General features: G+C 66.2%; 22 protein-coding genes. 9 read left to right on the forward strand and 13 right to left on the reverse strand.

Going from position 1 to position 25896, the window contains the following annotated elements; genetic code table 11:
• Nucleotides 1-95 precede the first annotated feature (95 nt).
• The 3 genes from GL284_RS09980 to GL284_RS09990 are packed head-to-tail and all read left to right on the forward strand — an operon-like array spanning nt 96 to nt 3479.
• Complete coding sequence (locus GL284_RS09980) at nt 96-1232, forward strand: SPFH domain-containing protein (RefSeq protein ID WP_155044459.1); 1137 nt, start codon at nt 96-98, stop codon at nt 1230-1232.
• 12 nt (nt 1233-1244) lie between these two features.
• Complete coding sequence (locus GL284_RS09985; protein WP_155044460.1) at nt 1245-2522, forward strand: TFIIB-type zinc ribbon-containing protein; 1278 nt, start codon at nt 1245-1247, stop codon at nt 2520-2522.
• A gap of 39 nt (nt 2523-2561) precedes the next feature.
• Nucleotides 2562-3479 carry a carbohydrate kinase family protein gene (locus GL284_RS09990; protein ID WP_341870349.1) on the forward strand — a complete coding sequence of 306 codons (918 nt, stop codon included), beginning with the start codon at nt 2562-2564 and terminating at the stop codon, nt 3477-3479.
• A 174-nt stretch (nt 3480-3653) separates the two neighbouring features.
• On the opposite strand, the gene hflX is transcribed toward GL284_RS09990, so the two are convergent.
• The 9 genes from hflX to dusB form a co-directional block, all read right to left on the reverse strand.
• On the reverse strand, nt 3654-4961 hold the full coding sequence (gene hflX / locus GL284_RS09995) for a GTPase HflX (protein ID WP_155044461.1): 1308 nt from the start codon (nt 4959-4961) through the stop codon (nt 3654-3656).
• Nucleotides 4962-5195 carry an RNA chaperone Hfq gene (gene hfq / locus GL284_RS10000; protein WP_155044615.1) on the reverse strand — a complete coding sequence of 78 codons (234 nt, stop codon included), beginning with the start codon at nt 5193-5195 and terminating at the stop codon, nt 4962-4964.
• A gap of 116 nt (nt 5196-5311) precedes the next feature.
• Complete coding sequence (locus GL284_RS10005) at nt 5312-6934, reverse strand: TrkH family potassium uptake protein (RefSeq protein ID WP_155044462.1); 1623 nt, start codon at nt 6932-6934, stop codon at nt 5312-5314.
• Nucleotides 6935-6944: 10 nt separating this feature from the next.
• Nucleotides 6945-8321 carry a Trk system potassium transporter TrkA gene (gene trkA / locus GL284_RS10010; protein ID WP_155044463.1) on the reverse strand — a complete coding sequence of 459 codons (1377 nt, stop codon included), beginning with the start codon at nt 8319-8321 and terminating at the stop codon, nt 6945-6947.
• 328 nt (nt 8322-8649) lie between these two features.
• On the reverse strand, nt 8650-10038 hold the full coding sequence (gene ntrX, locus GL284_RS10020) for a nitrogen assimilation response regulator NtrX (protein WP_155044465.1): 1389 nt from the start codon (nt 10036-10038) through the stop codon (nt 8650-8652).
• Complete coding sequence (locus GL284_RS10025) at nt 10035-12248, reverse strand: sensor histidine kinase NtrY-like (protein ID WP_155044466.1); 2214 nt, start codon at nt 12246-12248, stop codon at nt 10035-10037. Before GL284_RS10025 ends, ntrX begins: the two co-directional genes overlap by 4 nt.
• Before the next feature lie 129 nt (nt 12249-12377).
• On the reverse strand, nt 12378-13862 hold the full coding sequence (locus GL284_RS10030; protein ID WP_155044467.1) for a response regulator: 1485 nt from the start codon (nt 13860-13862) through the stop codon (nt 12378-12380).
• A gap of 7 nt (nt 13863-13869) precedes the next feature.
• Entirely contained in the window at nt 13870-15033 is a 1164-nt protein-coding gene (locus GL284_RS10035; RefSeq protein WP_155044468.1) for a two-component system sensor histidine kinase NtrB, read from the reverse strand.
• The gene (gene dusB, locus GL284_RS10040) at nt 15030-16034 is read right to left on the reverse strand and encodes a tRNA dihydrouridine synthase DusB (RefSeq protein WP_155044469.1); all 1005 of its coding nucleotides are present in this window, start codon (nt 16032-16034) and stop codon (nt 15030-15032) included. Before dusB ends, GL284_RS10035 begins: the two co-directional genes overlap by 4 nt.
• A 231-nt stretch (nt 16035-16265) precedes the next feature.
• Here dusB and GL284_RS10045 point away from each other — a divergent pair, with 231 nt between their 5' ends.
• The 4 genes from GL284_RS10045 to GL284_RS10060 all read left to right on the forward strand — a co-directional run bounded on the left by GL284_RS10045 (nt 16266) and on the right by GL284_RS10060 (nt 21638).
• Nucleotides 16266-17648 carry an L-serine ammonia-lyase gene (locus GL284_RS10045; RefSeq protein ID WP_155044470.1) on the forward strand — a complete coding sequence of 461 codons (1383 nt, stop codon included), beginning with the start codon at nt 16266-16268 and terminating at the stop codon, nt 17646-17648.
• A gap of 153 nt (nt 17649-17801) precedes the next feature.
• Entirely contained in the window at nt 17802-18674 is an 873-nt protein-coding gene (locus tag GL284_RS10050; RefSeq protein WP_155044471.1) for a hypothetical protein, read from the forward strand.
• 82 nt (nt 18675-18756) lie between these two features.
• Nucleotides 18757-20988: a YjbH domain-containing protein gene (locus GL284_RS10055; protein WP_155044473.1), complete on the forward strand. Its 2232-nt coding sequence runs from the start codon at nt 18757-18759 to the stop codon at nt 20986-20988.
• 11 nt (nt 20989-20999) lie between these two features.
• Nucleotides 21000-21638, forward strand: coding sequence for a YjbF family lipoprotein (locus GL284_RS10060; protein WP_230383015.1), 639 nt, complete (start codon nt 21000-21002; stop codon nt 21636-21638).
• 187 nt (nt 21639-21825) lie between these two features.
• Here the strand turns inward: GL284_RS10060 and GL284_RS10065 are convergent, their stop codons facing one another.
• The 4 genes from GL284_RS10065 to GL284_RS10080 all read right to left on the reverse strand — a co-directional run bounded on the left by GL284_RS10065 (nt 21826) and on the right by GL284_RS10080 (nt 24326).
• Nucleotides 21826-22044 (reverse strand): hypothetical protein, encoded by a 219-nt coding sequence (locus tag GL284_RS10065; RefSeq protein ID WP_425274236.1) that lies wholly within the window; start codon nt 22042-22044, stop codon nt 21826-21828.
• A gap of 213 nt (nt 22045-22257) precedes the next feature.
• Nucleotides 22258-23040 carry a metal ABC transporter permease gene (locus GL284_RS10070; protein WP_155044478.1) on the reverse strand — a complete coding sequence of 261 codons (783 nt, stop codon included), beginning with the start codon at nt 23038-23040 and terminating at the stop codon, nt 22258-22260.
• 3 nt (nt 23041-23043) lie between these two features.
• A complete protein-coding gene (locus GL284_RS10075) occupies nt 23044-23826 on the reverse strand; it encodes a metal ABC transporter ATP-binding protein (protein WP_155044480.1) in 783 nt (260 codons plus the stop codon).
• Entirely contained in the window at nt 23823-24326 is a 504-nt protein-coding gene (locus GL284_RS10080) for a Fur family transcriptional regulator (protein ID WP_155044481.1), read from the reverse strand. The genes GL284_RS10075 and GL284_RS10080 overlap by 4 nt, the downstream gene beginning before the upstream one ends.
• Nucleotides 24327-24407: 81 nt before the next feature.
• On the opposite strand from GL284_RS10080, the gene GL284_RS10085 reads away from it, so the two are divergent.
• Together GL284_RS10085 and hemP are read left to right on the forward strand one after the other, a co-directional pair.
• Nucleotides 24408-25370 carry a zinc ABC transporter substrate-binding protein gene (locus tag GL284_RS10085; protein ID WP_155044482.1) on the forward strand — a complete coding sequence of 321 codons (963 nt, stop codon included), beginning with the start codon at nt 24408-24410 and terminating at the stop codon, nt 25368-25370.
• Between the two features lie 232 nt (nt 25371-25602).
• Complete coding sequence (hemP, locus tag GL284_RS10090; protein WP_155044483.1) at nt 25603-25779, forward strand: hemin uptake protein HemP; 177 nt, start codon at nt 25603-25605, stop codon at nt 25777-25779.
• The last annotated feature ends 117 nt before the right edge of the window (nt 25780-25896 follow it).

Here is a 25896-nt window from a genome sequence, read left to right on the forward strand (position 1 = left end):
TGAACCGGGGCTAGGATCGCCCGTGTGAACCATTTCGGGACGGTGCGCCCAGGGCGGGCCTGTCCGTGACCCACGTTATCAAAGGGGACGGAAGCATGTCGATCTTCAACATTCTGGGCGGCGAGTTCATCGACATCATCGAATGGACCGACGATACCCGCGACACCATGGTCTATCGCTTTCCGACCGTCGGCAGCGCCATCAAATACGGCGCCAAGCTGACCGTCCGCGAAGGTCAGGCCGCCGTCTTCATTCATGAGGGCCAGCTTGCCGATGTGTTCGGCCCCGGCCTCTACATGCTGGAAACCAACAACCTGCCGATCCTGACGCGCCTGCAGCACTGGGACCACGGCTTCCGCTCTCCGTTCAAGTCCGAGATCTATTTCGTCAACACCACCCGCTTCAACGACCTGAAATGGGGCACGAAAAACCCGGTCATCGCCCGCGACCCGGAATTCGGCGCGGTGCGGCTGCGCGCCTTCGGCACCTATTCGATGCGCGTGACCGATCCGGGCAAGTTCATGCTGGAAATCGTCGGCACGGACGGCGAATTCACCAAGGACGAAATCAGCTTCCAGCTGCGCAACATCATCGTGCAGGAATTTTCCCGCATGATCGCAGGCTCGGGCATCCCGGTTCTGGACATGGCCGCGAATACCGGCCAGTTCGGCAGCATGATTGCCAAGGCGATCAGCCCGACCGTCACGCAATACGGCCTGACGATCCCGGAATTCTACATCGAAAACATCAGCCTGCCCGACGAAGTCGAAAAGATGCTGGACAAGCGCACCTCGATGGGGATCGTCGGCGATCTGGACCGCTTCGGCCAATATGCCGCGTCCGAAGCGATGCTGAACGCCTCGACCCAGCCCGGCGGCATGGGCGCGGGCATCGGCGCGGGACTGGGCGCGGGCATGGGCGTCGCCATGGCAGGCGCGCGCGGCCCATGGGGCGCGGCCCCGGCGCAGCTTTCTCCGGCGCCCGCCGCGCAGACCCCGCCGCCGCTGCATCCCGAAACCGTCTGGCACATCGCCGTGGACGGTCAGGCGCAGGGCCCTTATGGCCGCACCAAGCTGGGGCGGCTGGCGAACGAAGGCGGCTTTGCCCGCGACACGCTGGTCTGGACCCCCGGTCAGGACGGCTGGAAACCCGCCGATGAGGTGGCCGAACTGGCACAGCTTTTCACCATCTCGCCCCCGCCGCCGCCCCCGCCGCTGCCCCGGCAGGACTAAGCGGACGCGCCCATGCCGACGCCTCCCTCGGAATATCGTTACCCGTGCGAGAATTGCGGCGCGGGGCTGGAATTTTCGCCCGGCCAGCAACGCCTGAAATGCCCCTATTGCGGCCATCAGCAGGATATCGGCCCCGGCCCCGCACGCGCGCCCAGCCGCTCGGCGCAGGACGGGCCATGGGGCGATGCGGCGATCCTGCGCGACCCCGCCACGGGCCGGGCGCTGCAATGGGATGCCAGCCACAAAGCCCCCGAGATCGTCGAGCTGCCGCTGCATCAGGGCCTGAACCTTGACCGCGACAGCGACCTGACGGAAACCCACCGCACGCTATCCTGCCCCAATTGCGGCGCCAAGATCGAGGTGACCTCGGACAGCCACGCCTCGGCCTGCCCGTTCTGCGCCACGGCGGTGGTGACCGATACCGGAACGACGCGCCTGATCAAACCGCAGGGCGTCCTGCCCTTCATCATCACGCAGGATCAGGCGAAATCGGCGCTGGAAAGCTGGCTCAAGGGGCTATGGTTCGCGCCCTCAGGGCTGACGGCCTATGCCCGGCGCGGCAAGCGGCTGCAGGGCATCTATTCGCCGTTCTGGACTTTCGACGCGATGACGCAATCGCAATATGCCGGCGCGCGCGGCGATTGGTATTACGAAACGGTCTGGGTCACGCGAGAGATCAACGGCCAGCGTCAGCGCGTGGCCGAACAGGTGCGCCGCACCCGCTGGACCCCGGTGCAGGGCCGGGTGCAGCGGCATTTCAACGATGTGCTGGTGCTGGCCTCCAGCGCCCTGCCCCGCCGCATCACCGACGCGCTGACGCCGTGGGATCTGTCGCATCTGATGCCCTATCGCCCCGATTACCTCGCGGGCTTTCTGGCCGAGGGCTATACCATCCCGCTGGCTTCCGGCCATGACATCGCCCAGCAGGAAATGGCCGGGGTGATCGCCATGGACGTGCGCCGCGCGATCGGCGGCAACGAACAGCAGGTCAGCCAGATCCGCACCAGCCACTCGGACGAAACCTTCAAGCATATCCTGCTGCCGGTCTGGACCGCCGCGTATCGCTATAACGGCAAAAGCTACCGCTTCGTGGTGAACGGCCAGTCGGGGCGGGTGCAGGGGGAACGCCCGTGGTCGGTGTGGAAGATCGCGCTGGCGGTGCTGGCCGCTCTGGCGCTGGTGGCGGCGCTTTTGGTGCTGAACGAACATGGCCGCTATGTGCAACTGGGCACAGGACAGGGGATCCGCTTCGATCTGCCCGCGATTTCCATCGACGGCCCCGGCAGTTAACGCTATCAGGACGAAAAACCAAAAGGGGGAGGACAGCCCGTGATCCTGTGCGCAGGCGAGTCGCTGATAGATATGGTGCCCGAGGCAGGCGGCTTCCGCCCGCTGGCAGGTGGCGCGGTGTATAACACGGCCATCGCGCTTGGCCGTCTGGGCGCGCCGACCAGCTATCTCTGGCCGATTTCGCGCGATGATTTCGGCCAGACGCTGCTGCAGCCGCTGACGCAGGCGGGCGTCGCCACGGATCTCTGCCCGCGCTCGGACCGGCTGACGACGCTGGCCTTCGTCACCCTGACCGATGGCGAGGCGCGGTATTCCTTCTATGACGAAGGCTCGGCAGGACGCATGTTCGGCCCCGAGGACCTGCCCGATCTGTCGCAAGACATCAGCGCGCTCTTCATCGGCGGCATCAGCCTTGTCCCCGATCCCTGCGGCAACACCATCGAGGAACTGGCGAAACGCGCCCGCCCCCGGATGCCGGTGATGCTGGACCCGAATATCCGCCCCTTCTTCATTCAGGATGCCGATGCCTACCGGGCGCGCCTGCGCCGCCTGATCGCGATGGCCGATATCGTCAAGCTTTCCGCCGATGATCTGGACTGGCTGATGCCGGGCACAAGCTTCACCGATGCCGCAGCGGACATCCTGTCGCAAGGCCCCAAGGTGCTGCTGCAAACCGGCGGCGCCCAGGGTGCCACGGCGCATTGGCAGGGCGCGCCCGTCTCGGCCCCCGCCCTGCTGGTCGATGTCGCCGATACCATCGGCGCGGGCGATACCTTCAATGCGGGCGTGCTGGCGGCGCTGCACCAATCCGGCCGCCTGACCCGCCATGGCATCGACACCCTGACGCAGCAAGACCTGCTGCAAGCCCTGACCCTTGGCACCCGCGCGGCAGCGGTCACCGTCTCGCGCCCCGGCGCAAACCCGCCATGGCTGCGCGAACTTGCTCTGGGCGCATAACCGCCACAATCATTCCCCCGGCCCCAAACAAAAAAAGCGACGCCTCCACAGCGTCGCTTCTTCGTTCTTCAAATACTCACAGCACCGTCCGCCACAGGCAACCCCGCCAGACCCTCAAGCCGAAAACCCTCAAGCCGAAAACCCTCAAGCCGCAAACCCTCAAGGCCCAACCGCTCAAAGCGCCTCGAAAGCCAGTCGCTGCCGCTCGGTCCAGCCGACGGTCAGATGCACGCCATCCTCGGCCACCGCCTCGCGCAGGACGATGCCCTGCCCGTGCAGCCATGCCCGCCGCCGCCCGTCGCCATGGCCCAGCACCAGCTCGGCCTCGGCCCGCGGCTCATCCAGCGCCACGGCCAGCCGCGCCTCGACGGCGGCCAGCAGATCGTCCAGCCCCTCGCCACTCAGCGCCGAGATCGCCTGCACACCCTCGGTGCGCGCATCGGTGCGGCGCAACGCTTCGCGCGTGGGCGCGCTCAGCGCGTCGATCTTGTTCCAGACCTCGATCAGCGGCACGTCCTCCTCGACGCCCAGACTGTCCAGAATCTCGCCGACATCGCCCGCCTGCTCCTCGGTCTCGGGATGCGAGATGTCGCGGACATGCAGGATCAGATCGGCGGCCAGCACCTCCTCCAGCGTGGCCCGGAAGGCCGCGACCAGCTCATGCGGCAGGTCCGAGATGAAACCCACCGTATCCGACAGGATCACCCGGCGCCCACCGGGCAGCACCATCTGGCGCATGGTCGGGTCCAGCGTGGCGAAAAGCTGATCCTTGGCCATGACCTCGGCCCCGGTCAGCACGTTGAACAGCGTGGATTTTCCGGCATTGGTGTAACCCACCAGCGCAACGATCGGATAAGGCACCTTGGCGCGGGCCTTGCGGTGCAATTCGCGCGTCTTGACCACCCGCTCAAGCTGGCGGCGCAGACGCACGACCTGTTCGTCGATGGCGCGGCGGTCGGCCTCGATCTGGGTTTCGCCCGGACCGCCCACGAATCCCAGCCCGCCGCGCTGGCGTTCAAGGTGGGTCCATGCCCGCACCAGCCGCGTGCGCTGATAGGCCAGCGCCGCCAGTTCGACCTGCAACACGCCCTCGCGGGTCTGGGCGCGGTCGGCAAAGATCTCAAGGATCAGCCCGGTGCGGTCCAGAATCTTGACGCCCCAGTCCTTTTCCAGATTGCGCTGCTGCACGGGCGTCACCGGCCCGTCGATCAGCACCAGTTCCGCCCCCTCGCCTTCGGCGGCGGCCTTGATGTGCTGGCCGATTTCTTCGCGCTTGCCCTTGGAAAACAGCATGCCGGCATCGGGATTGCGCAGCTTGGCGACCTCGGCCCCGGTCACGTCGATGGCGGGCAGCGCGTGGGCCAGTGCCACCGCCTCCTCCAGCGCCAGATCCGGGGATCGCCGCGTGCGCGAATTGCCAAGATCCGGGTGGATCACATAGGCGCGGGTCGGACGTTCGCGGGTTTCAGTCGGATCGGCCAATCATTCCTCGCCGTCGTAAAGGCTGATCGGCTGCCCCGGCATGATGGTGGAGATCGCGTGTTTATACACAAGCTGCGACTGACCATCGCGGCGCAACAGAACGCAGAAGTTGTCAAACCAGGTGATAACGCCCTGAAGTTTCACGCCATTGATCAGAAAGATCGTGACGGGAACCTTGCTTTTGCGGACATGGTTCAGAAAAGCGTCCTGAAGGTTCTGTTTGTCGCCAGCCATTTTGGGGCACCTTGTTCTTATCGCTGTTTTCCAAGACTTAGGCGAGCCGCCCGGCGCTTGCAAGCCGGTGATGGGCAAAGCTGGCAAGCGTTGCCGCAATGCCCCGCCCGCCGCCGCTATCTGCGCCAGAAATCCGGGGAAAACAGCGCAAGAATGGCCAGCGTCTCGACCCGGCCCACGATCATCGCCCCGGCAAGGATGGCCTTGGTCAGGACCGGCAGACCGGCCCAGCCCTCCCATGGCGCGCCCGCCATGCCGGCGCTGCCCTGAAAGACCGGCGTCATCGGGATCGCGCCTGCCAGCGGTCCGGTATTGGTCAGCGCGGCGATCGATAGGATGGTGGCGCTGTCGAATTCGATCTGTTGCAGCGAAATCAGCGTGACCACGACCGCGATGGAACTGGCAAACAGCATGAAGAAGATGAAGGCCAGATAGGCCCCTTCATTGCGCAGCCTCCGCGCCATCAGCCCGCCGCCCCCGACCGAGGCCGGATGCACGATCTTTTCCAGCTCGCGTTCGGAATGACGCGCCAGCGCATAGACGCGCAACAGCTTGACGCCGCCCGCCGTGGTCGCGACCCCGCCCCCCATCATCGCCAGCCCCGCCAGCATCAGACCGGGCGAACTGATCCCCGACCAGTTGCGCGCGCCCTGCCACTCGACCGAGTTCCAGCCGGTCGTGGTCAGATAGCTCAGCCCATTGAAAATCCCGCCCCATGCCGCGGACAGCGCACTGTCCACCGAGGCCAGCACCCCCGGAGCGCCCCCCGGAGCCACCTCGATGGCCCCCAGAAAATGGCGCAGAAACAACATCCCCGCGACGAACAGCACGACCCCCGCCGCAAGGTTCAGCTCGGGATCCTGCGTCCAGCGATCCGAGGTCTGCAACTCACCACCCCCCGGCCAGAACCGCCGCGACAAGGCCGGGATCAGAAAGACGAAGATGATCATCTCGCCCACGACGCCGGATTGCTGGGACGCGCCGCCCGAAACCGGGCTGATGCCACTGGTCGACAGCGTGCCCAGCGCCCGGGTCAGCGCGATCAGCCCCGGCTCTCCGGCGATCAGCAGCAGCACCCACATCACCAGCGTCAGACCGGCATAAAGCGGAAAGACCTGACGCAGCGACCGCGCGGTGCGATAGACAGGATCGCTCATCTCGGTGCGGAAATCCGGGGCGGACAGATGCGTGACGTGCCGGGGCACCTCGGCGGAGCGCGGCAAACGCTCGAACCGCTCATTGCGGCCATAAGGAGTCGCCATGATCTCGAAGCCGCCGACGCGCAAAGGCGCCAGCAGCGCGACAGCGGCGACCAGCATGAACAGCCCGCCCATCCAGCCCACCAGCGCGCGCCACAGATGCAAGGACGGCGCCAGCCGCTCGGCATCGTAAAGCGTGGCGCCCGTCGTGGTCAGGCAGGACACCATCTCCCACCAGGCATTGAAAAAGCCGGTATCGGGCAGACACAGCAGAAAGGGCACGGCCATCAGCGCGGGCAGACCGACCATCGCGCCCAGCATGGTCAGCAGCACGCTGCGCGGACGCGATCGGTCGGGCCGGTCGGCGGTGGCGATGCCGAAGATGGCCGACAGCACGAAGAACAGCCCGGCGCTGCCCAGAAACGCCGAGCCGATCTGATGATCGTCGCGCGCATGGGCGTGCAGCCCCGGCAGGATCATCGCCAGCGACACGATCCCCGCAAGGATCACCAGCAGCGGCAGGCGCAACAGAACCCGCATCCCCCGCCCCTCAGAAGAAGTCGATCGAGACCTGAAGCAGGCGCTCGACCTCGGGAACATCGGCGGCAAGGGCAAAGATCACGATGATATCGCCCTCGTCGATGCGCAGATCGCCGCTGGGCTTGACCACGCGCTGGCCTTTCTGCACCGCGCCCAGCAGCACGCCTTCGGGAAATTCGATATCGCGGATCGGCCGCCCGGCAATGGGCGAGGTCGACAGCACCTGCGCCTCGATCACCTCGGCCTCGGCATCGCCGATGGAATAGATGTCGCGCACCCGGCCATGCCGGATATGACGCAGGATGGTCGAGACCGTGCTGGCACGCGGATTGATGAAGGCGTCGATATCCAAAGGCTCCATCAGCGTCATCAGCGTCGGATCGTTGACCAGCGAAATCGCCAGCTTCGCCCCCGCCTGCTTGGCCCGGACGGCGGCGAGGATATTGGTCTTGTCGTCATCGGTGATCGCCAGCACCGCGTCAGCGCGCGGCACGGCTGCCTCTTCCAGAAGCTCCGCCGACAGCCCGTCGCCGTTCAGCACGATGGTGCGGTTCAGCGCATCGGCCGCATCCTCGGCCCGGCCCCGGTCGCGTTCGATCAGACGCACCCTGACCCGGTCCGGCCGCGCCTCCAGCGCCTGAGCGACGGCAAGCCCGACATTGCCCGCGCCGATGATGACGACGCTGTTCTGTTTTTCAGCGGGCTTGCCAAAGATCTCCAGCGTGCGCGGCACATCCTCGCTGAGGGTAAAGACATAGATCTGGTCGCCGGCGAACAGCTGATCGCCCGGCTCGGGCGCAAACAACCGCCCGCCGCGCCTGACCCCGGCCACGATGGCCGACAGGCTGGTGAACATCTCGTCAAGCTGGCGCAGGGGGGTGTTCAGCACCGGACTGTCCGGATCCAGCGAGATGCCCAGCAGATGCAGCTTGCCACCGATGAAGGTCTCGGCATCGAAGGTCGAGGGCGCGGAAAGCCGCTGCAACGCGGCACGGGCCACCTCGCGCTCGGGGCTGATGACGACATCGATGGGCAGATGGTCGGTGCGATACAGATCCGACCAGATCGCATCCAGATAGGCCGAACTGCGCAGCCGGGCGATCTTTCGCGAGACCTGAAAGACGGAATGCGCCACCTGACAGGTGACCATGTTCACCTCATCGGAATGGGTGGCGGCGATGATCAGATCGGCATCGCGCGCCCCTGCCCGGTCCAACACGTCGGGATGGCTGGCAAAGCCGGTGACGCCCTGCACATCCAGCGCATCGGTGGCGCGGCGGATCAGCTCGGCATTGGTGTCGATGATGGTGACATCGTTGCGCTCGCCCGAAAGATGCCGCGCGATATGCCAGCCGACCTGACCGGCCCCGCAGATGATGATCTTCATGCCGTCCCCGATGCGCCGCTGCTTGTCCGCGATCCTAACCTGCCGCGCGGCCGACCGGTATAGCGAAAACCATGACCGTCCCGCTGGCTGAAATGCCGCATGAGTATTTGAAGAACGAAGAAGCCGTTAAGGCGGGCTTAACCTTGCGGCTTTATGGTGGTCGGCGCGGTACAGGCTGGAGAGCCGATGACCGCGAACGGAGAAGCCGCCCCGGCCATTGGGCAAAAACCCGTCCCGCCTGACCCGCGGGGGTGGTCGGGGCGCAACCTTCAGTTTCTTCGTTCCTCAAATACTCATTGCAGCCGTGCCACCCGCGCCATGGCCGGGGTTATTTGCCCATCATCTCTTCCTCGGCGCGCATGCCGCCGACCACGCCCAGCGATTTCAGCTTGCGGTGCAGGGCCGAGCGTTCCATGCCGACGAATTGCGCGGTGCGGCTGATATTGCCGCCGAAGCGGTTGATCTGGGCCAGCAGGTATTCGCGCTCGAACAGCTCGCGGGCTTCGCGCAGGGCAAGGCTGGTGATCTGCGGGCCAAGAGCCAGCGCATCGCCCGAAGCGCCGGCGCTGCCCTGGCTTTCCAGCTCGGCGGGCTGGATCGGGCCGGTGCCATCTCCAAGGATCAGCACGCGTTCGATCACGTTGCGCAATTGGCGGATGTTTCCGGGCCAGGACATGGCCTGCAGCGTCGCAAGGGTCTCTTCGGGCAGATCGCGCTGCGGCAGGCCTTGGGCCGCGTGGAAATGTTCAATGAAATGTTCCGCCAGCAGCAGGATGTCGTCGCGCCGTTCCGACAGCGAGGGCACGGCGACAGGCACCACGTTCAGCCGGTCGTAAAGCTCCTGCCGGAAGCGGCCTGCCGCGATCTCGACCGCCAGATCACGATTGGTCGAGGAGATGACGCGCAGATCGACCCGCACCTTGTCGGTGCCACCCGCGCGCTGGAACTGTTGTTCGGTCAGTACGCGCAGGATCTTGGGTTGCGTGCCCAGCGGCATGTCGGCCACTTCGTCGAAATAGATCACGCCGCCATGAGCCTGTTCCAGCAGGCCCGGCTCGATCCCGCGTTCGGGGGTTTCGCGACCGAACAAGATCTCTTCCAGATGTTCGGGTTCGACCGTGGCGCAGGGCACGGTGATGAAGGGCGCGCGCGCCCGGGCGCTGTGGGCATGCACATAGCGCGCGGCCAGTTCCTTGCCTGCGCCCGGCTCGCCCGTCAGCATCACCCGGCCATTCGATTTCGACACCTTGTCCAGTTGTTCGCGCAGCCGCCGGAACTGCGCCGAATTGCCCAGCATCTCGCCCGAGCGGGCCTCGCCGCGTTTCAGCGTGGTGTTTTCCCGCCGCAGCCGCGAGGTTTCCATCGCGCGGCGGATCACCACCAGCAACTGGTCGATATTGAAGGGCTTTTCGATGAAGTCATAGGCGCCCTGCTTGATCGCCGCGACCGCGATCTCGATATTGCCATGCCCCGAGATGATGACCACCGGCACGTCGGGATTGTTGCGCTTGACCTGTTTCAGGATGTCGATCCCGTCCATCTTGCTGTCCTTCAGCCAGATATCCAGAATCATCAGCGCAGGTTCGCCCACGTTCAGCTCGGCCACGGCCTGATCCGAATTCGCAGCCATGCGCGTCTGGAACCCTTCGTCGCGCAGAATGTCGGCGATCAGCTCGCGGATGTCTTTTTCGTCGTCGACGATAAGGATGTCACTCATTTCACTGGATCCTGCTCATGTTTCTGGCGCCGTGCGGACAGGCGCACCGGCTGGCGTTCTCGGGGCAGACGGATTTCGGCCATGGCGCCCTGCTGTCCGGGCGCGTCGCCCAAGGTCAGGCTGCCGCCATGTTCCTCGACGATCTTCTTGCAAATGGGCAGGCCCAGGCCAGTGCCGCCCTGTTTCATCGTGACATAAGGTTCAAACAGCCGCGAGCGGTCCTCGGGCAGGCCGGTGCCGTTATCGGTGATGCGGATCGTCACCGCATCGGGCGCGGCCTGCATCTGCACGCGGACCTGCGGCTGCCAGCCCACGGGCGGGTCGGCGCGCATTTCGTCAAGCGCCTCGCCCGCGTTCTTCAGCAGGTTGGTAAAGACCTGCCGCATCATGCCCTGATCGGCATCGACGATGACCGGCTCGGCGGGAATGTCGCTGACCAGCGCGCCCTGCAACGCATCGCGCTGCATCAGTTCGGCATCGCGCAGCAGCTTGGCGATGTCGGTTTCCTTGCGGTCGGGTTCCGGCATCCGGGCAAAGCGCGAGAATTCGTCGACGATCCGGCGCAGGTCATTGGTCTGGCGGATGATGACTTCGGTATATTGTTCCAGCGTGTCGCGCTCATCCCCCGCGATGGGGCTGAACTTGCGGCGCAGGCGTTCGGCGGACAGCTGGATCGGCGTCAGCGGGTTCTTGATCTCATGCGCGACGCGGCGCGCCACATCGCCCCATGCCGCCATGCGCTGCGCCGAGACCAGATCCGTCACATCGTCCAGCGCCACGACATAGCCTTCCAGCCCGCCCGCCGCGCCGCGCCGGATGGCCATGCGCACCAGCAGGCTTTCGATGCGCCCGTCGCGGTTCAGGCGGATTTCGTCCTGCACGGATTCGTTGACGGACTGGCCCAGCTTGTCAAAGAGCGGCGCGAATTCGGGCGCGACCTCGGACAGCAGCCGGTCATGCGCCTGCGCCGGTTCGATCCCCAGAAGCCGCGAGGCCGAGCGGTTCAGAAAGTCGATTTCCCCGGCCGCATCCAGCCCGATCACCCCCGCCGTGACCGAGGACAGCACGCTGTCGAACAGCCGCCGCTGATCGTCCGCCGTGCGGTAGCTTTCGACCAGTTCCTGATGCTGGGTTTTCAGCTGGCGCGTCATGCGGTTGAAGCTTTGGCCCAGCGTCTGGATTTCGTCGCCGGTATCGGGTTCGGGGATCTGCAGATCCAGATTGCCCTTGCCGACCTGCTCCGACGCCTCGGCCAGCCGACCGATGGGACGCGACAGGCGGTCGGCGAACCACAGGCCCAGCCACATGGCGGCCACGACCAGAAGCAGCGCAAAGCCCAGATACAGCAGCGAAAAGCGCAAAAGCACCTTGCCCCGGTCGGCTTCAAGCTGCTGATACTGGCCGACGCTCTGGCGCGTGTCGTCCAGCAGGCTCAGCAGCTTGCCGTCCACATCGCGCGTGACATACAGGAACCGGTCGGCCAGCGGCGGCAGCGGCACAAGCGCGCGGAATTCGTTGTTCTGCCAGTCCTGGATCAGCACCAGCCCCTGCGATTTGGCCTGATCGAAATCACCGGGGGCGGGCTGTTCATACCAGAACTGATAGCTGCGTTCGCCCCGCGCGCGGATCGTGCCGCGCCCGTCGATGATATAGGCCTCGCGCAGGCCGCGCTGGATCTGGGCCTGATAATCGCCCAGAAGCAGCCGCAGATCGCCATCGTCCAGCAGCGGGTTCTGCCGCGCCGCCTGCGTCAGCGCCCCGGCCAGCAGGCGGGCATCGTTCGTCAGGTCGCGGCGGTGTTCGTCCTGATAGGCCTCGGCCGCGGCCATCGAGCTTTGCACCACATGCTGCACCCGGTTCGAGAACCAGCCCTCAAGCCCGATATTGACGGTCAGCCCGGCAAACAGCGCCACCAGCACCGTGGGCACCAGCGCAATAGTGGCAAAGACGCCGACCAGCCGCATGTGCAGACGCGACCCGGCGGCGGATTTGCGGCGCGCGGCCACCAGTCCGGCCATGCGGGCCACCACCATGCCGGTCAGCGCGATCAGGTAAAGCAGGTCGGCCAGCAGAACCAGCCGCAACTGCCGCCCGCCCGAGGCGGCCTCGGCAAACGGCCCCATCACCGCGAAGGTCAGGGCCGCCAGCACCGGACCCAGCACGGCCAGACCCAATGTCGCCGCATTGCGCCAAAACCGAAGGCGACGCATCCTTGCGACGCGTTGCCATGTGCCTCTGGACAGCGTTCCCGCCAACTCGCCCGACCTCACGGTTTCGCCGCTTTGGCGCGGCTGTTATGTGGCCGCTGCGTGACTCTGGCGCGACCCTCTGTGGCCGTTTTACATCAGTTTGCGGCGCCGTGTCACCTCGATATTCAGGTCGGTCAGCTTCTTGCGCAACGTATTGCGGTTGATCCCCAGCAAATCGGCACAGCGCAGCTGATTACCTCCGGTTGCATCCAGCGCGATTTCCAGCAGCGGCTTTTCGATTTCGCGCAGGATGCGGTCATAAAGGCCGGGCGGCGGCAACTGGTCGCCATGCAGGTCGAAGTAACGCTGCAAATGCATCTCGACCGATTGCGACAGCCGGGCATTGCCGGATTCCGCAATCGGCGTCACCGGGGCGGGGCTGGAGGGCGCGGCCGGCGCGGGCGTGCTGGCCACGACGACCGGGCGCGGCGCGGGCGCGGCTTGCTGGGCGCTTGCCGCCGAGGCCAGCGGCGCGGATTCGGCCAGCGCGGTGCGGACCTCGGCCTCGGTAATCTCGGTCGCGGCGGCGGTCAGCGCCAGACGGCGCATCAGGTTTTCCAATTCGCGCACATTGCCCGGAAAGGCGTAGCTGCGCACCAGCGCGGTCGCGCCTTCGGTCAGGCTGCGCTGCGGCAGGCCCTGCGCGGCCGCACGCGCCAGCAGGTGACGCGCCAGCGGCGGGATGTCATCGACACGCGACCGCAGCGGCGGCACGGTGACGGTCACGCCCGCCAGCCGGTAATACAGATCGGCGCGCAGACGGCCCGCCGCGACATCGGCCTGCGGCTCTGGGCCGGTGGTCGACACAAGGCGCGGCATCTGGTTGCGGCCGGGGCCGACCTCCCATGCCTCGATCAGACCGATCAGCCGGGCCTGCGCGGCGGTGCCGAAGCCCGCCGGATCCTCGATCAGCAGCGTCCCGCCCGAGGCGCGTTCGCCCGCCCGCGCAATCGCCTCCTCGGACAGATCGGCCGAGGTCAGCACGGCAAAGCCCGCATCGCGGCGGTCGGACAGGTCATGGAACGACCGCGCCACCACGGTCTTGCCCACCCCCGCCTCACCGGCGATCATCACCGGCAGGTCGGCATTCAGCACGCGGGCGACCATACGGAACAGGTTCTGCATCGCGGGCGCATGGCCGATCAGCGGCAGCGACGGATCCGCCGCCTCGGGCGAGGGCAGCCCGGTCGGCGTCGGGTCGGATTTGCGGGTGCGCCGCGACAGCGCCTGCCCCGCCCGCACCATCAGATCGGGCAGATCGAAGGGCTTGGGCAGATAATCGAACGCCTCGGCCTCGGTCGCGCGGATGGCGGTGACGATGGTGTTCTGCGCCGAGATGACGATGACCGGCAGGTCGGACCGCACCTTGCGGATCGAGGGGATCATGTCGATGCCATTGCCATCGGGCATCATCACGTCGCTGATGACCAGATCGCCGCGCCCCTCCTCGACCCATCGCAGAAGCTGGGCCAGAGACCCTGTGGCGTGAACGCGGCATCCCGCGCGCGTCAGGGCCTGAGTCAAAACGGTGCGGATGGTGCGGTCGTCATCAGCGATAAGAACGGTTCCGTCCATGGTGTCCTCAGGCTTTGGGAAGGGAGATGCGGAAAACGGTGCGGCCGGGCCGGCTGTCCACGGCGATCCATGCGCCGTGGTCGGTAATGATCTTGGAAACCAGCGCCAGCCCCAGCCCGGTGCCGTTTTCACGGCCCGAGACGAAGGGCTCGAAGATTTCCTCGGCGATATTGTCGGGGATGCCGGGGCCGTCATCCTCGATCTCGATCTGCAAGGGCAGGCTGCGGCCCTGAGGCTCGGCCTCGGTGGGCGCCATGCGCAGCGTGCCGTCATAGAAGCTGCGCATCCGGATCGTGCCGGTGTCCTGCCCGGCGCGGCGGATCGCCTCGACGGCGTTCTTGACCAGATTCAGGCAGACCTGCACCAACTGGTCGTTATCGGCCAGCGCGGCAGGCAGCGAGGGATCGTAATCCGGCACGATCTTCATGCCCTTGCCAAAGCCCGCGATGGCGGACCGGCGCACACGCTCCAGCACGTCATGGATGTTGACCTCGGTCAGCTTGGGCGCCGAGGTGTCGCCGAAACGTTCCACCTGATCCAGCAATTCGACGATGCGACGCGATTCCATCACGATCAGATCGGCCAGATCGCGGTCCTCCGGGGCAAGGTTCATGCCGATCAGCTGCGCTGCGCCACGAATGCCCGCCAGCGGGTTCTTGATCTCATGCGCCAGCATCTCGGCCATGCCGATGGCCTGACGCGCCGCCGAGCGCACGGCGCGCCCCTGCCCCAGCCGCCCCGCGCTTTCGCTGGGCGCGATCATCACCACCGTGCCGCCAACGGGGCTGGGCACGGGCCCGGCATGGATCGTGGCCACGCGGTCGGCATGTCCGCCCAGCCGGTCGCCGATCTCGAAGCGCACACCCGAGCGGTTCAGCCCGTCGTGATGGCCCTCGCGCACGCTGTCGATGATTTCGTTCATCGGCGGCACGATGCGCAGCCGCTTTGTCAGCTCGGGGCCTTCCAGCATCTGCCCGATCCCCGACCGGCGCGAGAGGTTCAGAAAGGATTCCGCCAGATCGTTCATCCCGGCAATCCGGCCCCGCGCGTCAAGGATGATGGCGGGCAAAGGCAGCGCCGACCAGTTCGGCCCAACCTCGGCCGGCACGAAGCCTTCGTCGGGGGCGATGTCGGGGCGCGGCCGCGCCTTGGCCTTGACGCGAAACCTCATGCCGCACCCGCCGCAGCGCCAAAGCCCGCGCGAATGGCCGCAAGCGTCGCCTGCGCCGAAGCCGCGCGCATCAGTTCGGCGCGGTTCGGCGCGCCGTTCGCCTCGGCATACCAGCCCAGATGCTTGCGCGCGACCCGCAGGCCAAGATCGTTACCGTAAAATGACAGGATGTCCTCATAATGTTCTGAAATTGCATCGGAAAGCGCTGCGCCTTCGGGAATGGCCGGCGCGGGGGTCGCCCAAAGCTTATGCGCGATCTGCGCCAGCTTCCACGGCGCGCCCTGCGCGCCCCGCCCGACCATCACCGCCTCGGCCCCGGACCGCGACAGCGCCATGCGGGCGCTGGCGGCATCGACCACATCGCCATTGGCGACCAGCGGCGGACGGCCCGGCAGATTTGCGACCTGACGGATGCGCGACCAGTCGGCCTGCCCGGTATAGAACTGCGCCCGCGTGCGGCCATGCACGGTCAGCATCCGCACCCCGGCATCGGTCGCGCGGGCCGCAAGCTCGGCGGCGTTCAGGCAATCCTCGTCCCAGCCCAGCCGCATCTTCAGCGTCACTGGCAGATCGGGCACGGCGGCAACCACGGCGTCGATCAGCGACAGCGCGTGATCCAGATCGCGCATCAGCGCCGCACCGGACAGCCCGCCCGTCACCTTCTTGGCCGGGCAGCCCATATTGATGTCGACGATGCGCGCGCCCATGCCCGCCACGATCCGCGCGGTTTCGGCCATGGCCGCCGCCTCGCGTCCGGCGATCTGGACGCTGACCGGCAGCGCGCCTTCGGTCAGCGCCTTGGCCCGGACCGCAGCCCGGTTCGACGGGCGCGGCGTCACCATCTCGGTCGAGGCCACCATTTCACTGACCATCAGCCCCGCCCCGCCGTGACGCGCAACCGCGCGGCGAAACGGCAGATCGGTGATTCCCGCCATCGGCGCCAGAAAGACCGAAGGGCCCAGGCGCGTCTGTCCAAGGGTGATGGGTTGGGGCATGCTCATGGGGCAACTCGTAGGGGCTTGGTTGACAATGCGAAAGAAAAGGGCGGCTGCCTGATCGGCAGGCTTTTGCCTCGATGTGGTATGTGCTGCTTTTTGGGGCGCTATGCCTAAATAACGTTCAGTATGTGATCCGTCAAATGTCGCAGGCGTGCAGGTTCGGCGTCGCACCGCCTCTGGCATCGGCTGTCGGCAAATACTAATTCAAGGGGAAGCAAGGAAGGGTAGCCAGCGATGTTTCTGTCGGTCTTTGACGTTTTCAAGATCGGGGTGGGCCCGTCCTCGTCCCACACGATGGGACCGATGGTGGCGGGCGGACGCTTTCTGGAATCGCTGCGCGGCCAGCCCTTTCATGCTGCGGGCCTGCGCGCCAGCCTGCATGGCAGCCTGGCCTTTACCGGCAAGGGCCATGCCACGGATCGCGCAACAATCCTTGGTCTTGCGGGGTTTTTGCCCGAAACCATGGATGCCGAAGCCGCCGAGACCGCGCTGGAGGCCAACCGCGAAAGCCGCGTCCTGTCGCCCGCCGGTCTGGGCGATCTGAGCTTTGATCCGGCGCGCGATCTGATCTTCGATTTCGACCGCGCGCTGCCCGGCCATGCCAATGGCATGATGCTGATGGCCACCGATGCGCAGGGCGACGTGATTTATTCGCAGACCTATTACTCGATCGGCGGCGGCTTCGTGATGACCGAGGCCGAGCTTGCCGCGCGTGGCGATGACACGCGCAGCGACGATGCGCCGAAAGTGCCCTATCCCTTTGCGCTGGCCGCCGAGATGCTTGAGATGGCTGAAAAATCGGGCAAGAGCATTGCGCAGATGAAGCGCGAAAATGAACGTGTTCACCGCACGGATGCCCAGATTTCAGAAGGAATCGCGCGGATCTGGCAGGTGATGCGCGACTGCATGGACCGGGGTCTGGCGACCGGCGGCATCCTGCCGGGCGGGCTGTCGATCCGGCGCCGCGCCTCGGGCATCCATGAGGCGCTGAAGGCCGAGGCGGGCATGAACCTGACCGCGCCACATGTCATCAACGACTGGATGTCGATCTATGCCATGGCCGTGAACGAAGAAAACGCGGCGGGCGGTCAGGTCGTCACCGCCCCCACCAATGGCGCGGCGGGCGTGGTGCCTGCGGTCATCCGCTATTGGCTGGACCATGTGCCGGGCGCCAGCCTGCGGCAACTGGACGAATTCCTGCTGACCGCCGCCGCGATCGGCGGGCTGGTCAAGCACAATGCCAGCATCTCGGGCGCGGAATGCGGCTGTCAGGCCGAGGTCGGCAGCGCCAGCGCCATGGCGGCGGCGGGGCTGTGCGCCGTGCTGGGCGGCACGCCCGAACAGGTGGAAAACGCCGCAGAAATCGCGCTGGAGCATCATCTGGGCATGACCTGCGATCCGGTGCGCGGTCTGGTGCAGGTGCCCTGCATCGAACGAAACGGGCTGGGCGCGATCAAGGCGGTCTCGGCCGCCAGTCTGGCGCTGCGCGGCGACGGCAAGCATTTCGTGCCGCTGGACGCCGCCATCGAGACCATGCGCCAGACCGGCCGCGACATGTCCGAGAAATACAAGGAAACCTCGCTGGGCGGGCTGGCGGTCAACGTCCCCAACTGCTGAGGCGTGCCACGGCGGCGGCTGCGTCCCCCGCGCAACTAACCGCGCAATGACAGGCTTTGCTTAAGCTGATTGGCGCTGAATGCTTGCCCCGGCGGGGGGGTTCCTGTAGCCAGTATGGCATAAGGAAAACCCAAGTAACCGGGGACAGAGCAGATGAAATTCCGTTCGGCCTTCGCCGTGCTGTCGATGACAGTTGCGCTTACCGCATGTGGTGAGCTGCCCTTCCAAGGCTCGGACGAGCCCGAGGTTCCGGCGCATTCCGGCCCGCCGACCGTGTCGCCGCTGGAGGCGCCGATCGAAACCGGCACCGAAGGCACCGCGATTTCGACCGCAGAAGCCACGACGATGAACACCGCGATCTTCCGCGCCATGGGCTCGGGCTGGGCGGTGACGGCGGGCGACAAGCTGGCGGTCTATGAACGTCCCGGCCAGCGGTCGACCGGCGTGACCGTGCGCCGCATGACCTATGGGCGCGGCGTCGAATTCATCGGCACGATGAACGGCTCGGTCTTTTCGCTGAACATCCGCGCGGCGGAATGTCAGACCGGCGATGGCACGGCGCCCTTTACCGCGCAATTGCGCGTGGGCAGCCAGCGCCTGACCGGTTGCGCCGCCCCGACCGACAGCGTGCCGCAGCCGCAGGTCCGCGCCTCGTCCGCCGCGCCGAAGCCGAGGACCACGCCCGCCGCGACCCGACCGGCGCAACCGGCCCCGGCAGCGACGGAAACCGCGCCCGCACCGACCAGCGAGACGACGACCCCGGCAACGCCGACGCCTGCGACCGAAGCCCCGGCGGCTGAAACCGCTCCGGCGACCCCGGCACCCGCCGCGACGGTTCCGGAAACCGTGCTGCCCCCGGCCCCCACGGCTGAGGAAACGCCAGCGGTCGAAACTCCGGCAGTCGAAACTCCGGCGGCAGAGCCCGCGACGCCAGCGGCCTCGGCGACCGAAACGCCCGCCGCTGAAACGCCTGCACCCCAGACGCCTGCACCCGAGACGCCAGCGACCCCCTCGCCGGCCGAATGATCCCAGCCCCGGCCCGCGCGTCCTGCACGCGCGGGTCTTGCCCGCAGCACGTCGCGGGATGACACCCTGAGAGGACACGCCGATGCGCGCCCATTCGACCCTGACCCGCCGCCTCATGGCCTCGACCATGCCGCTGGCGCTGCTTTTCAGCCTTGGGCCGGCGTCAGGCCAAGCCGATCCGCTGATCGGCAGGAATTACAACGCCTATGGTCTGCCCGGCGCGATCGACACGCCCACGGCTGAAATGCTGCCCGATGCGACGATTGGCGCAACGCTCAGCTATTCCGATCTGGCGCGGCGCAATACGCTGATCTTTCAGGCCCTGCCCCGGCTGACGGTGGCGCTGCGCTATGGCCGCTTTGACATCAATCCCGATGGCGACGGCGTGCTGACCCCGGATGAGCGGCGCGGCTATATCTGGGACCGCAGCTTCGATCTGCGCTATCAGTTCATGGACGAAAATCCCGGCGGCTGGCGGCCTGCCATGGCCATCGGCCTGCAGGATTTCATGGGCACGGGCTTTTACAGCAGCGAATATATCGTTGCGACCAAGACCATCAATCCGCGCCTGCGTGTCAGCGCCGGTCTGGGCTGGGGCCGTCTGGCCAGTTCCGGCAGCATCGGCAGCATCGGCGATCGCGGTGGCCCGGATGAGGATACCGGCGGCAAGCCGAATGTCGACCAGTGGTTCCGCGGCGATGTCGCACCCTTTGCCAGCGTGACATGGCAGGCCACGGACAAGCTGTCGCTGTCGGCGGAATATTCCGGCGACGATTACGCCTGCGAGACCGGCGATGCCGACAATTGCGCGCGCGAGATCTGGGTGGGCGACAAGGAAGGCCTGTCGAACAACATCAATCTGGGCGCCTCCTATCAGATGGGCGACAACTATCAGCTTGGCGCCTATCTGCTGGGTGGCAAGCAGTTCGGCGTGCAGTTCAGCGTGGCGATGGATCCGCGTCAGGCCCCCTTCCCCTCGGGTCTGGAAAAGGCGCCCGCGCCGGTGCGTCCGCGCCCCGCGCCCTCGGCCGATCCCGATGGCTGGTCGGGCGCATGGTCGGCCGATCCGACCGCGCAGCCCGCGATCCAGAAGGCGCTTGGCGACGCGCTGTCCAAGGAAGGCCAGACGCTGGAATCCATGGCGCTGGACGCGAACCGGGCCGAGGTCCGCATCCGCAACAACCGCTATATCCAGCAGGCCGAAGCCGTGGGCCGCACCGCGCGCCTGATGACCCGCGCCCTGCCGCCTTCGGTGGAAACCTTTGTCATCACCTCGTCCGAAGATGGCGTGCCGACCAGTTCGGTCACGCTGCGCCGCTCGGATGTGGAACGGCTGGAAAACACCGAGGCAGGCCAGATCGCCAATGTCGCGGTGGTCAGCAGCGCCGATCCGCGCCCCGGCAATCTGGTCTTGAACCGCGACGAATTCCCGCGCTTCCGCTGGGCGCTGAAGCCGTATTTCTCGACCTCGCTCTTCGATCCGGACGAACCCTTCCGCTATGAGCTGGGGGCCGAGGCCGTGATGGAATACGAATTGACGCCGGGGCTGGTTCTGGCCGGTTCGGTCCGTCAGCGCGTCGTCGGCAGCACCAAGCAGGAAGGTCCGGGCGGTCTGGATCCGGACGAATACGAGGCGCTGGACACCGATTACGACGCCAATGGCGTGCCGCGCGTGCGGTCGGACAACCGGATGTATTCGGGCAACAAAAGCCCGTCCATCCCGCGCCTGACGCTGGCCTATTACGCCAAGCCGACCGAAACCGTCTATACCCGCCTGACCGTGGGTCTGCTGGAGCGCAGCTTCGGCGGCGTCTCGGCCGAGGCGCTGTGGTATCCGACGAACTCGCCGCTGGCCTTGGGCGCCGAGATCAACAAGGTCAAGAAGCGCGACTTCCGCGACGCTTTCAGCTTCCGCGATTATGAGGTCACGACCGGCCATGTCTCGGCCTATTACGAATTCCAGAACGGCATCGCCGCGCAACTGGATGTCGGCAAGTATCTGGCGGGCGACAAGGGCGCGACGCTGACCGTATCGCGGCAATTCGCCAATGGCTGGCGCGTCGGCGCATGGGTCACCAAGACCGACATGTCCGAAGAGGATTTCGGCGAAGGCTCGTTCGACAAGGGCGTGTCCATCTCGATCCCGCTGGGCTGGGGCACGGGCGATCCGTCGCTGCGCCGCGTCGGTGGCGATATCCGGTCGTTGTCGCGTGATGGCGGCTCGCGCCTGCGTGTCGATGGCCGGCTTTATGACAAGGTCCGTGACAGCCAGTCGGGCCAGCTTTACCAAGGTTGGGGGAGGTTCTGGCGATGATCGGAACGGCAATGCGTTTCGCATGTGGCGGGGCGGCGCTGGCCATGCTGGCCGCCTGCGGCAATATGAGCAGTCAGGATTCGGTCGCGGCCAAACTGGTTCAGGCCGCGCGGCAGACCGTGGACAGCCGCAAGGCCGACGCGGCCCCCGCCGAGGCCCGCGACCCCGGTCAGATGGCCGCAACCGCGCTGCGGGTCAATCCGGGACCGCTGATCATGGTGGGGCTGGAAAGCCAGGGCTCGACTCAGGTCATGGCGATGACCGGGGAAAATGCCGGGCAGCGCACCTATATGACGCCGAACGAACAGGCGCTGGTGCTGCGCGGCGGGATGCTGGTCGGCACGCGCGGTCTGGGCCACGACCTGTCGGTGGCCGAATCCGCGCAGTCGGCCGCGCTGATCCGCGCAAGCCGCAGCGGTCAGGCCAGCCGCACCATGCGCTATTGGACCGGCGACGGGCTGGAGCGTCCGATGACGCTGAGCTGTTCCATCAGCCCCGGCCCCAAGGCGGGTGTGATGCTGGAAAGCTGCCAGAACGGGCCGCTGAACTTCCAGAACAACTATCTGGTGCAGGGTGGGCGTATCACCGTCTCGCGCCAATGGATCGGCCCGAATCTGGGCTATGTCACCATTCAGGAACTGCGCCCCTAGGCGCGCGACTGTCCCCTTTGACACGCAAAAGGCCCGCAGCGATGCGGGCCTTTTTCATGATCCTGTCCTGAGCTGCGGCGCTCAACCAGTAAGGAAGCGTCGGCAACTGCAAGTGGATCTGCGCAGGACGGAATGGAAAAGGGCTGACCCGAAGGCCAGCCCCTGTACCAAACTTCCTTGCGGAAGATCAGTTGGTCGTGTCGTCATCATCGTCGTCGTCCGAAGCGACGGCGGCGATAACGCCCAGCAGCAGCAGGGCGGGGACGACGAGGCCAGCGTTCGACGAAGCGGGCTTCTCGTCAACGACGACCGGCTCGACTTCGACGACGGGGGCGACGTAGCCGCCTGCGAATGCGGACGATGCGGTCAGGCCCAGGGCCAGCGCAAAGGTAGCAAATTTGGTCATGATCATGCTCCGTTCAGTATTTTGAAGTCTGCCGTCTCCAGCAGCATCGCAAGGACAGTCGCATAAAGCCAATGACTTGGAAAGCAGTCTTGACGGGGCTTTCTCGCGGCATCGGCGAAACTGTTGCATATTCGCCAGCACCTTGTGGCTTCGGCAAGATGCCGCCCGAGAATTGGCCGGTTCCCGCCGCAATCCTTTGGCCAAAGACATGGGTTATTTTCTGTAAAGGACTAGGGAAACAGCATAAATTCCTGCGGAAACCACCACGATGGACGGACCGGCGGGCGTATCCAGCCGCAGGCTGGCAAAAAGGCCGCAGATCACCGCCAGCGCGCCGATAAAAGTTGCGGAACCCGCCATCTGCTCGGGCGTTCTGGAGAATCCGCGCGCTGCGGCTGCGGGCACGATCAGCATGGCCGAGACCAGCAATGCGCCGACAATCCGAATCGCGATGGCCACCACGACAGCCAGCGCCAGCGACAGGATCAGCCGTTCGTGACGCGGATTTATCCCGGCGGCAAGGGCCAATTCCTCATTGACCGAGGCGGTGACAAGCCGTTGCCAGCGCCAGACCAGCAGCCCCAGAACCAGCAATCCGCCGCCCCAGATCCACAGCAGATCGGCGCGCGTGACGGCAAGAATGTCGCCAAACAGGAAGCTGTCCAGACTGACGCGCAGGCTGGGGATAAAGCTGGCCGCGACCAGACCCATGGCCAGCGCCGAATGGGCGATGACGCCCAGCACGGTGTCCATGCCCTGCCCGCGCCCGGTCAGCCACGCCACCAGCAGCGCCATGCCCACGGCCACGGCCAGCGTGCCCAGATAGAACGGCATGGCGAAGGCAAAGCTGAGCGCCACCCCCAGAATGGCCGCGTGCGAGGTCGAGTCGCCGAAATACGCCATGCGCCGCCAGACCACGAAACTGCCCAGCGTGCCCGTCGCCAGCACAAGGCCCAGCCCCGCGATCACGGCGCGGATCAGGAAATCGTCAAGCATGGATCAGGCCTTCTGCGCGGGATGGTGATGGCCGCAATCCGGCCCGTGGACATGTTCGTCCACATGATCGTGGTCATGATCGTGGCGGTGGCGATACAGCGCCAGCGTGCCCTGCGCCTCGGCCCCGAACAGGGCGCGATATTCCGGCGCGGCGCTGACGACCTGCGGCGTGCCCTGACAGCAGACATGGCCGTTCAGGCAGATCACCCGGTCCGAGGCCCGCATCACGACCAGCAGATCATGGCTGACCATCAGCACGCCTGCCCCGGTCTCGGCGCGCACTTCCTCGATCAGGCGATAGAAGGCGACGATGCCGGGCTGGTCCAGCCCCTGCGTCGGTTCGTCCAGCACCAGAAGCTGCGGATCGTTCAGCAGCGCCCGCGCCAGCAGCACGCGCTGGAACTGCCCGCCCGACAGCGCCGAGATCTGCCGCTGCCCCAGCCCCGGCACACCCGTCCGCTCCAGCACCGCGGCGGCCTGCGCGTCGTTGACGCGCACCGGCAGCGACAGGAAGCGCCGCACGGTCATCGGCATGGCGCGTTCGATATGCACGCGCTGCGGCACATAGCCGATGCGCAGCCCCTGCGCGCGCCGGACCTGCCCCGAACTTGGCGCGACCTGCCCCAGCAGCGCCCGCACCAGCGTCGATTTGCCTGACCCGTTTGGCCCGACCACCGTGACGATTTCCCTGGGATGGATCGCCATGCTGACCTGCGACAGCACCGGGCGGTCGGCGCCCGGATGGCTGACATCAAGGCTTTGCGCCTGAATCAGCGCGGCGCTCATGCCTGCGCCGCCGTTTCCGCCTTGGCGCAGGCACGGCACAGGCCCAGCAGCTCGACGGTGCTGCGTTCGATCACGAAACCGCTTTCAGCCGCCAGGGCCGCCAGCGCGTCATGCAGACCGGGACTTTCGGCCTCGGCCACCTGTTCGCAATTGCGGCAGATCAGAAAGCCGGGCGCGTGGTCGCGATGTTCCGACAGGCAGGCGGCATAGGCATTCAGGCGGCGCACCCGATGGGCAAAGCCCTGTTCGACCAGAAAATCCAGCGCGCGATAGGCGACGGGGGGCTGTTTGCCGAAACCCTCGGCGGCCAGACGTTCCAGCACGTCATAGGCCCCCATGGCCCGGTGCGATTCCAGCAGGATCTCCAGCACGCGGCGGCGCACCGGCGTCAGGCGCACGCCATCGGCGCGGGCCTGTTCTTCGGCCCGCGCCAGCACGGTCGCCGTGCAATGGGCGTGGTCATGATCGTGGAACGGGTCGATCGACGGAGCTTCGGGCATGAGCGTTATATTATCACATTTCACTTGACGGGTTACGATATAACATAAATAAGCGTGGCGTTTCTACAAGAGAGCCCGCGCATGTCCCCGACGTTCCGCCGATCCCTGATCGCTTCGACCGCTGTTTGCCTGTCGGCCCTTCCCGCCCTGGCCGAGGTGCCCGATGTCGTCACCGACATCCCCGCCGTTGCCGGGCTGGTCGGGCAGGTCATGGGGGATCTGGGCAGTCCCACCGTGCTGATGCAGGCGGGCGGCGATCCGCATCACTATCAGCTGCGCCCCAGTCAGGCGCGCAGCCTGCAGAACGCCGATCTGCTGGTCTGGATCGGCCCGGAACTGGCGCCGTGGCTGGAGCGCCCGGCCAAGGAACTGCCTGCCGAGGCCTCGCTGCCGCTGCTGACGGTGCCGCAGACCCACCTGCGCCAATATGCCGCCGGGCATGATGGGCATGAGCATGAAGAAGGTCACGACCATAACCATGACCATGACCATGACCATGACCATGAGGAGGGCGAGCATCACCACCATTCCGGCACGGACCCGCATGCATGGCTGGACCCGGAAAACGGCAAGCTGTGGCTGGGCGCGATTGCCGAAGCCTTGGCCAAGCGCGATCCCGAACATGCCGAGACCTATCGCGCCAATGCCGCGCAGGGCGTTCAGGAACTGACCGCGCTGGATACCCAGTTGCAGGCCGATCTGGCCCCCGCCAAGGGCAAGCATTTCGTCGTCTTTCATGACGCCTATGGTTATTTCACCCAGCATTTCGGGCTGGAACCGGCGATTCCGGTCAGCCTTGGCGATGCCAGCACGCCCTCGGCGGCGCGGCTGCGCGAGATTCAGGCCCAGATCCGCGAAGCCGGTGCGCAATGCGCCTTCCCCGAGGCGAACCACGATCCGAAGCTGCTGCACGTGGTGATCGAGGGCAGCGGCGCGCGCGACGGCGGCGCCTTGGCCCCGGAAGGCAGCGCGGCGGTCGGCAACGGCTATGCCGATATTCTGCGCGCCATGGGCAAGACATTTGCGGATTGCCTTAGCAAATAAGGCTTCCTTGACGAACCCCTTCGTTCGGCAGGAAGAAAGGGCGGATGCCGGGGCTGGCATCCGCCCTTTTTGCCATGCATCATGGCGGCCCGAGCGGATGATCGCCGTGGCACCCCCTTGAAATCAGGGAAATCCCCGGCGGGAATAATTCCCGACTATTTTCCTTTGACATCCCTTATGGATTTTGTCAGGTTATTGTTACCGCGCTTTATGAGGAACAAGGAACTTGGACATGACCGCGACTCGCCCCGCCGAATTCTCCCGCCCCGGTGCAACCGCGCTGCAGCGTCTGCCCGAACATGATGCCGAAGTGCTGACCGCCGGCGGCAATCAGGCCCTGATCGTGCTGGGCGACCAGGTCTATAACCTGCGCATCACCCGCGCGGGCAAGCTGATCCTGACCAAGTAATCCGATCTGGCCGACGGCCCCGCGACGCTGCGGGCCCGCGGCCTGCACGACATACCGGGCCAACCGCCCGCATGAAAACGGGGCGCGGACAGCCGCACCCCATCTTGATCCCGAAGT

The sequence above is a fragment of the Paracoccus shanxieyensis genome (genome assembly GCF_009711265.1).
Taxonomy (GTDB): domain Bacteria; phylum Pseudomonadota; class Alphaproteobacteria; order Rhodobacterales; family Rhodobacteraceae; genus Paracoccus; species Paracoccus shanxieyensis.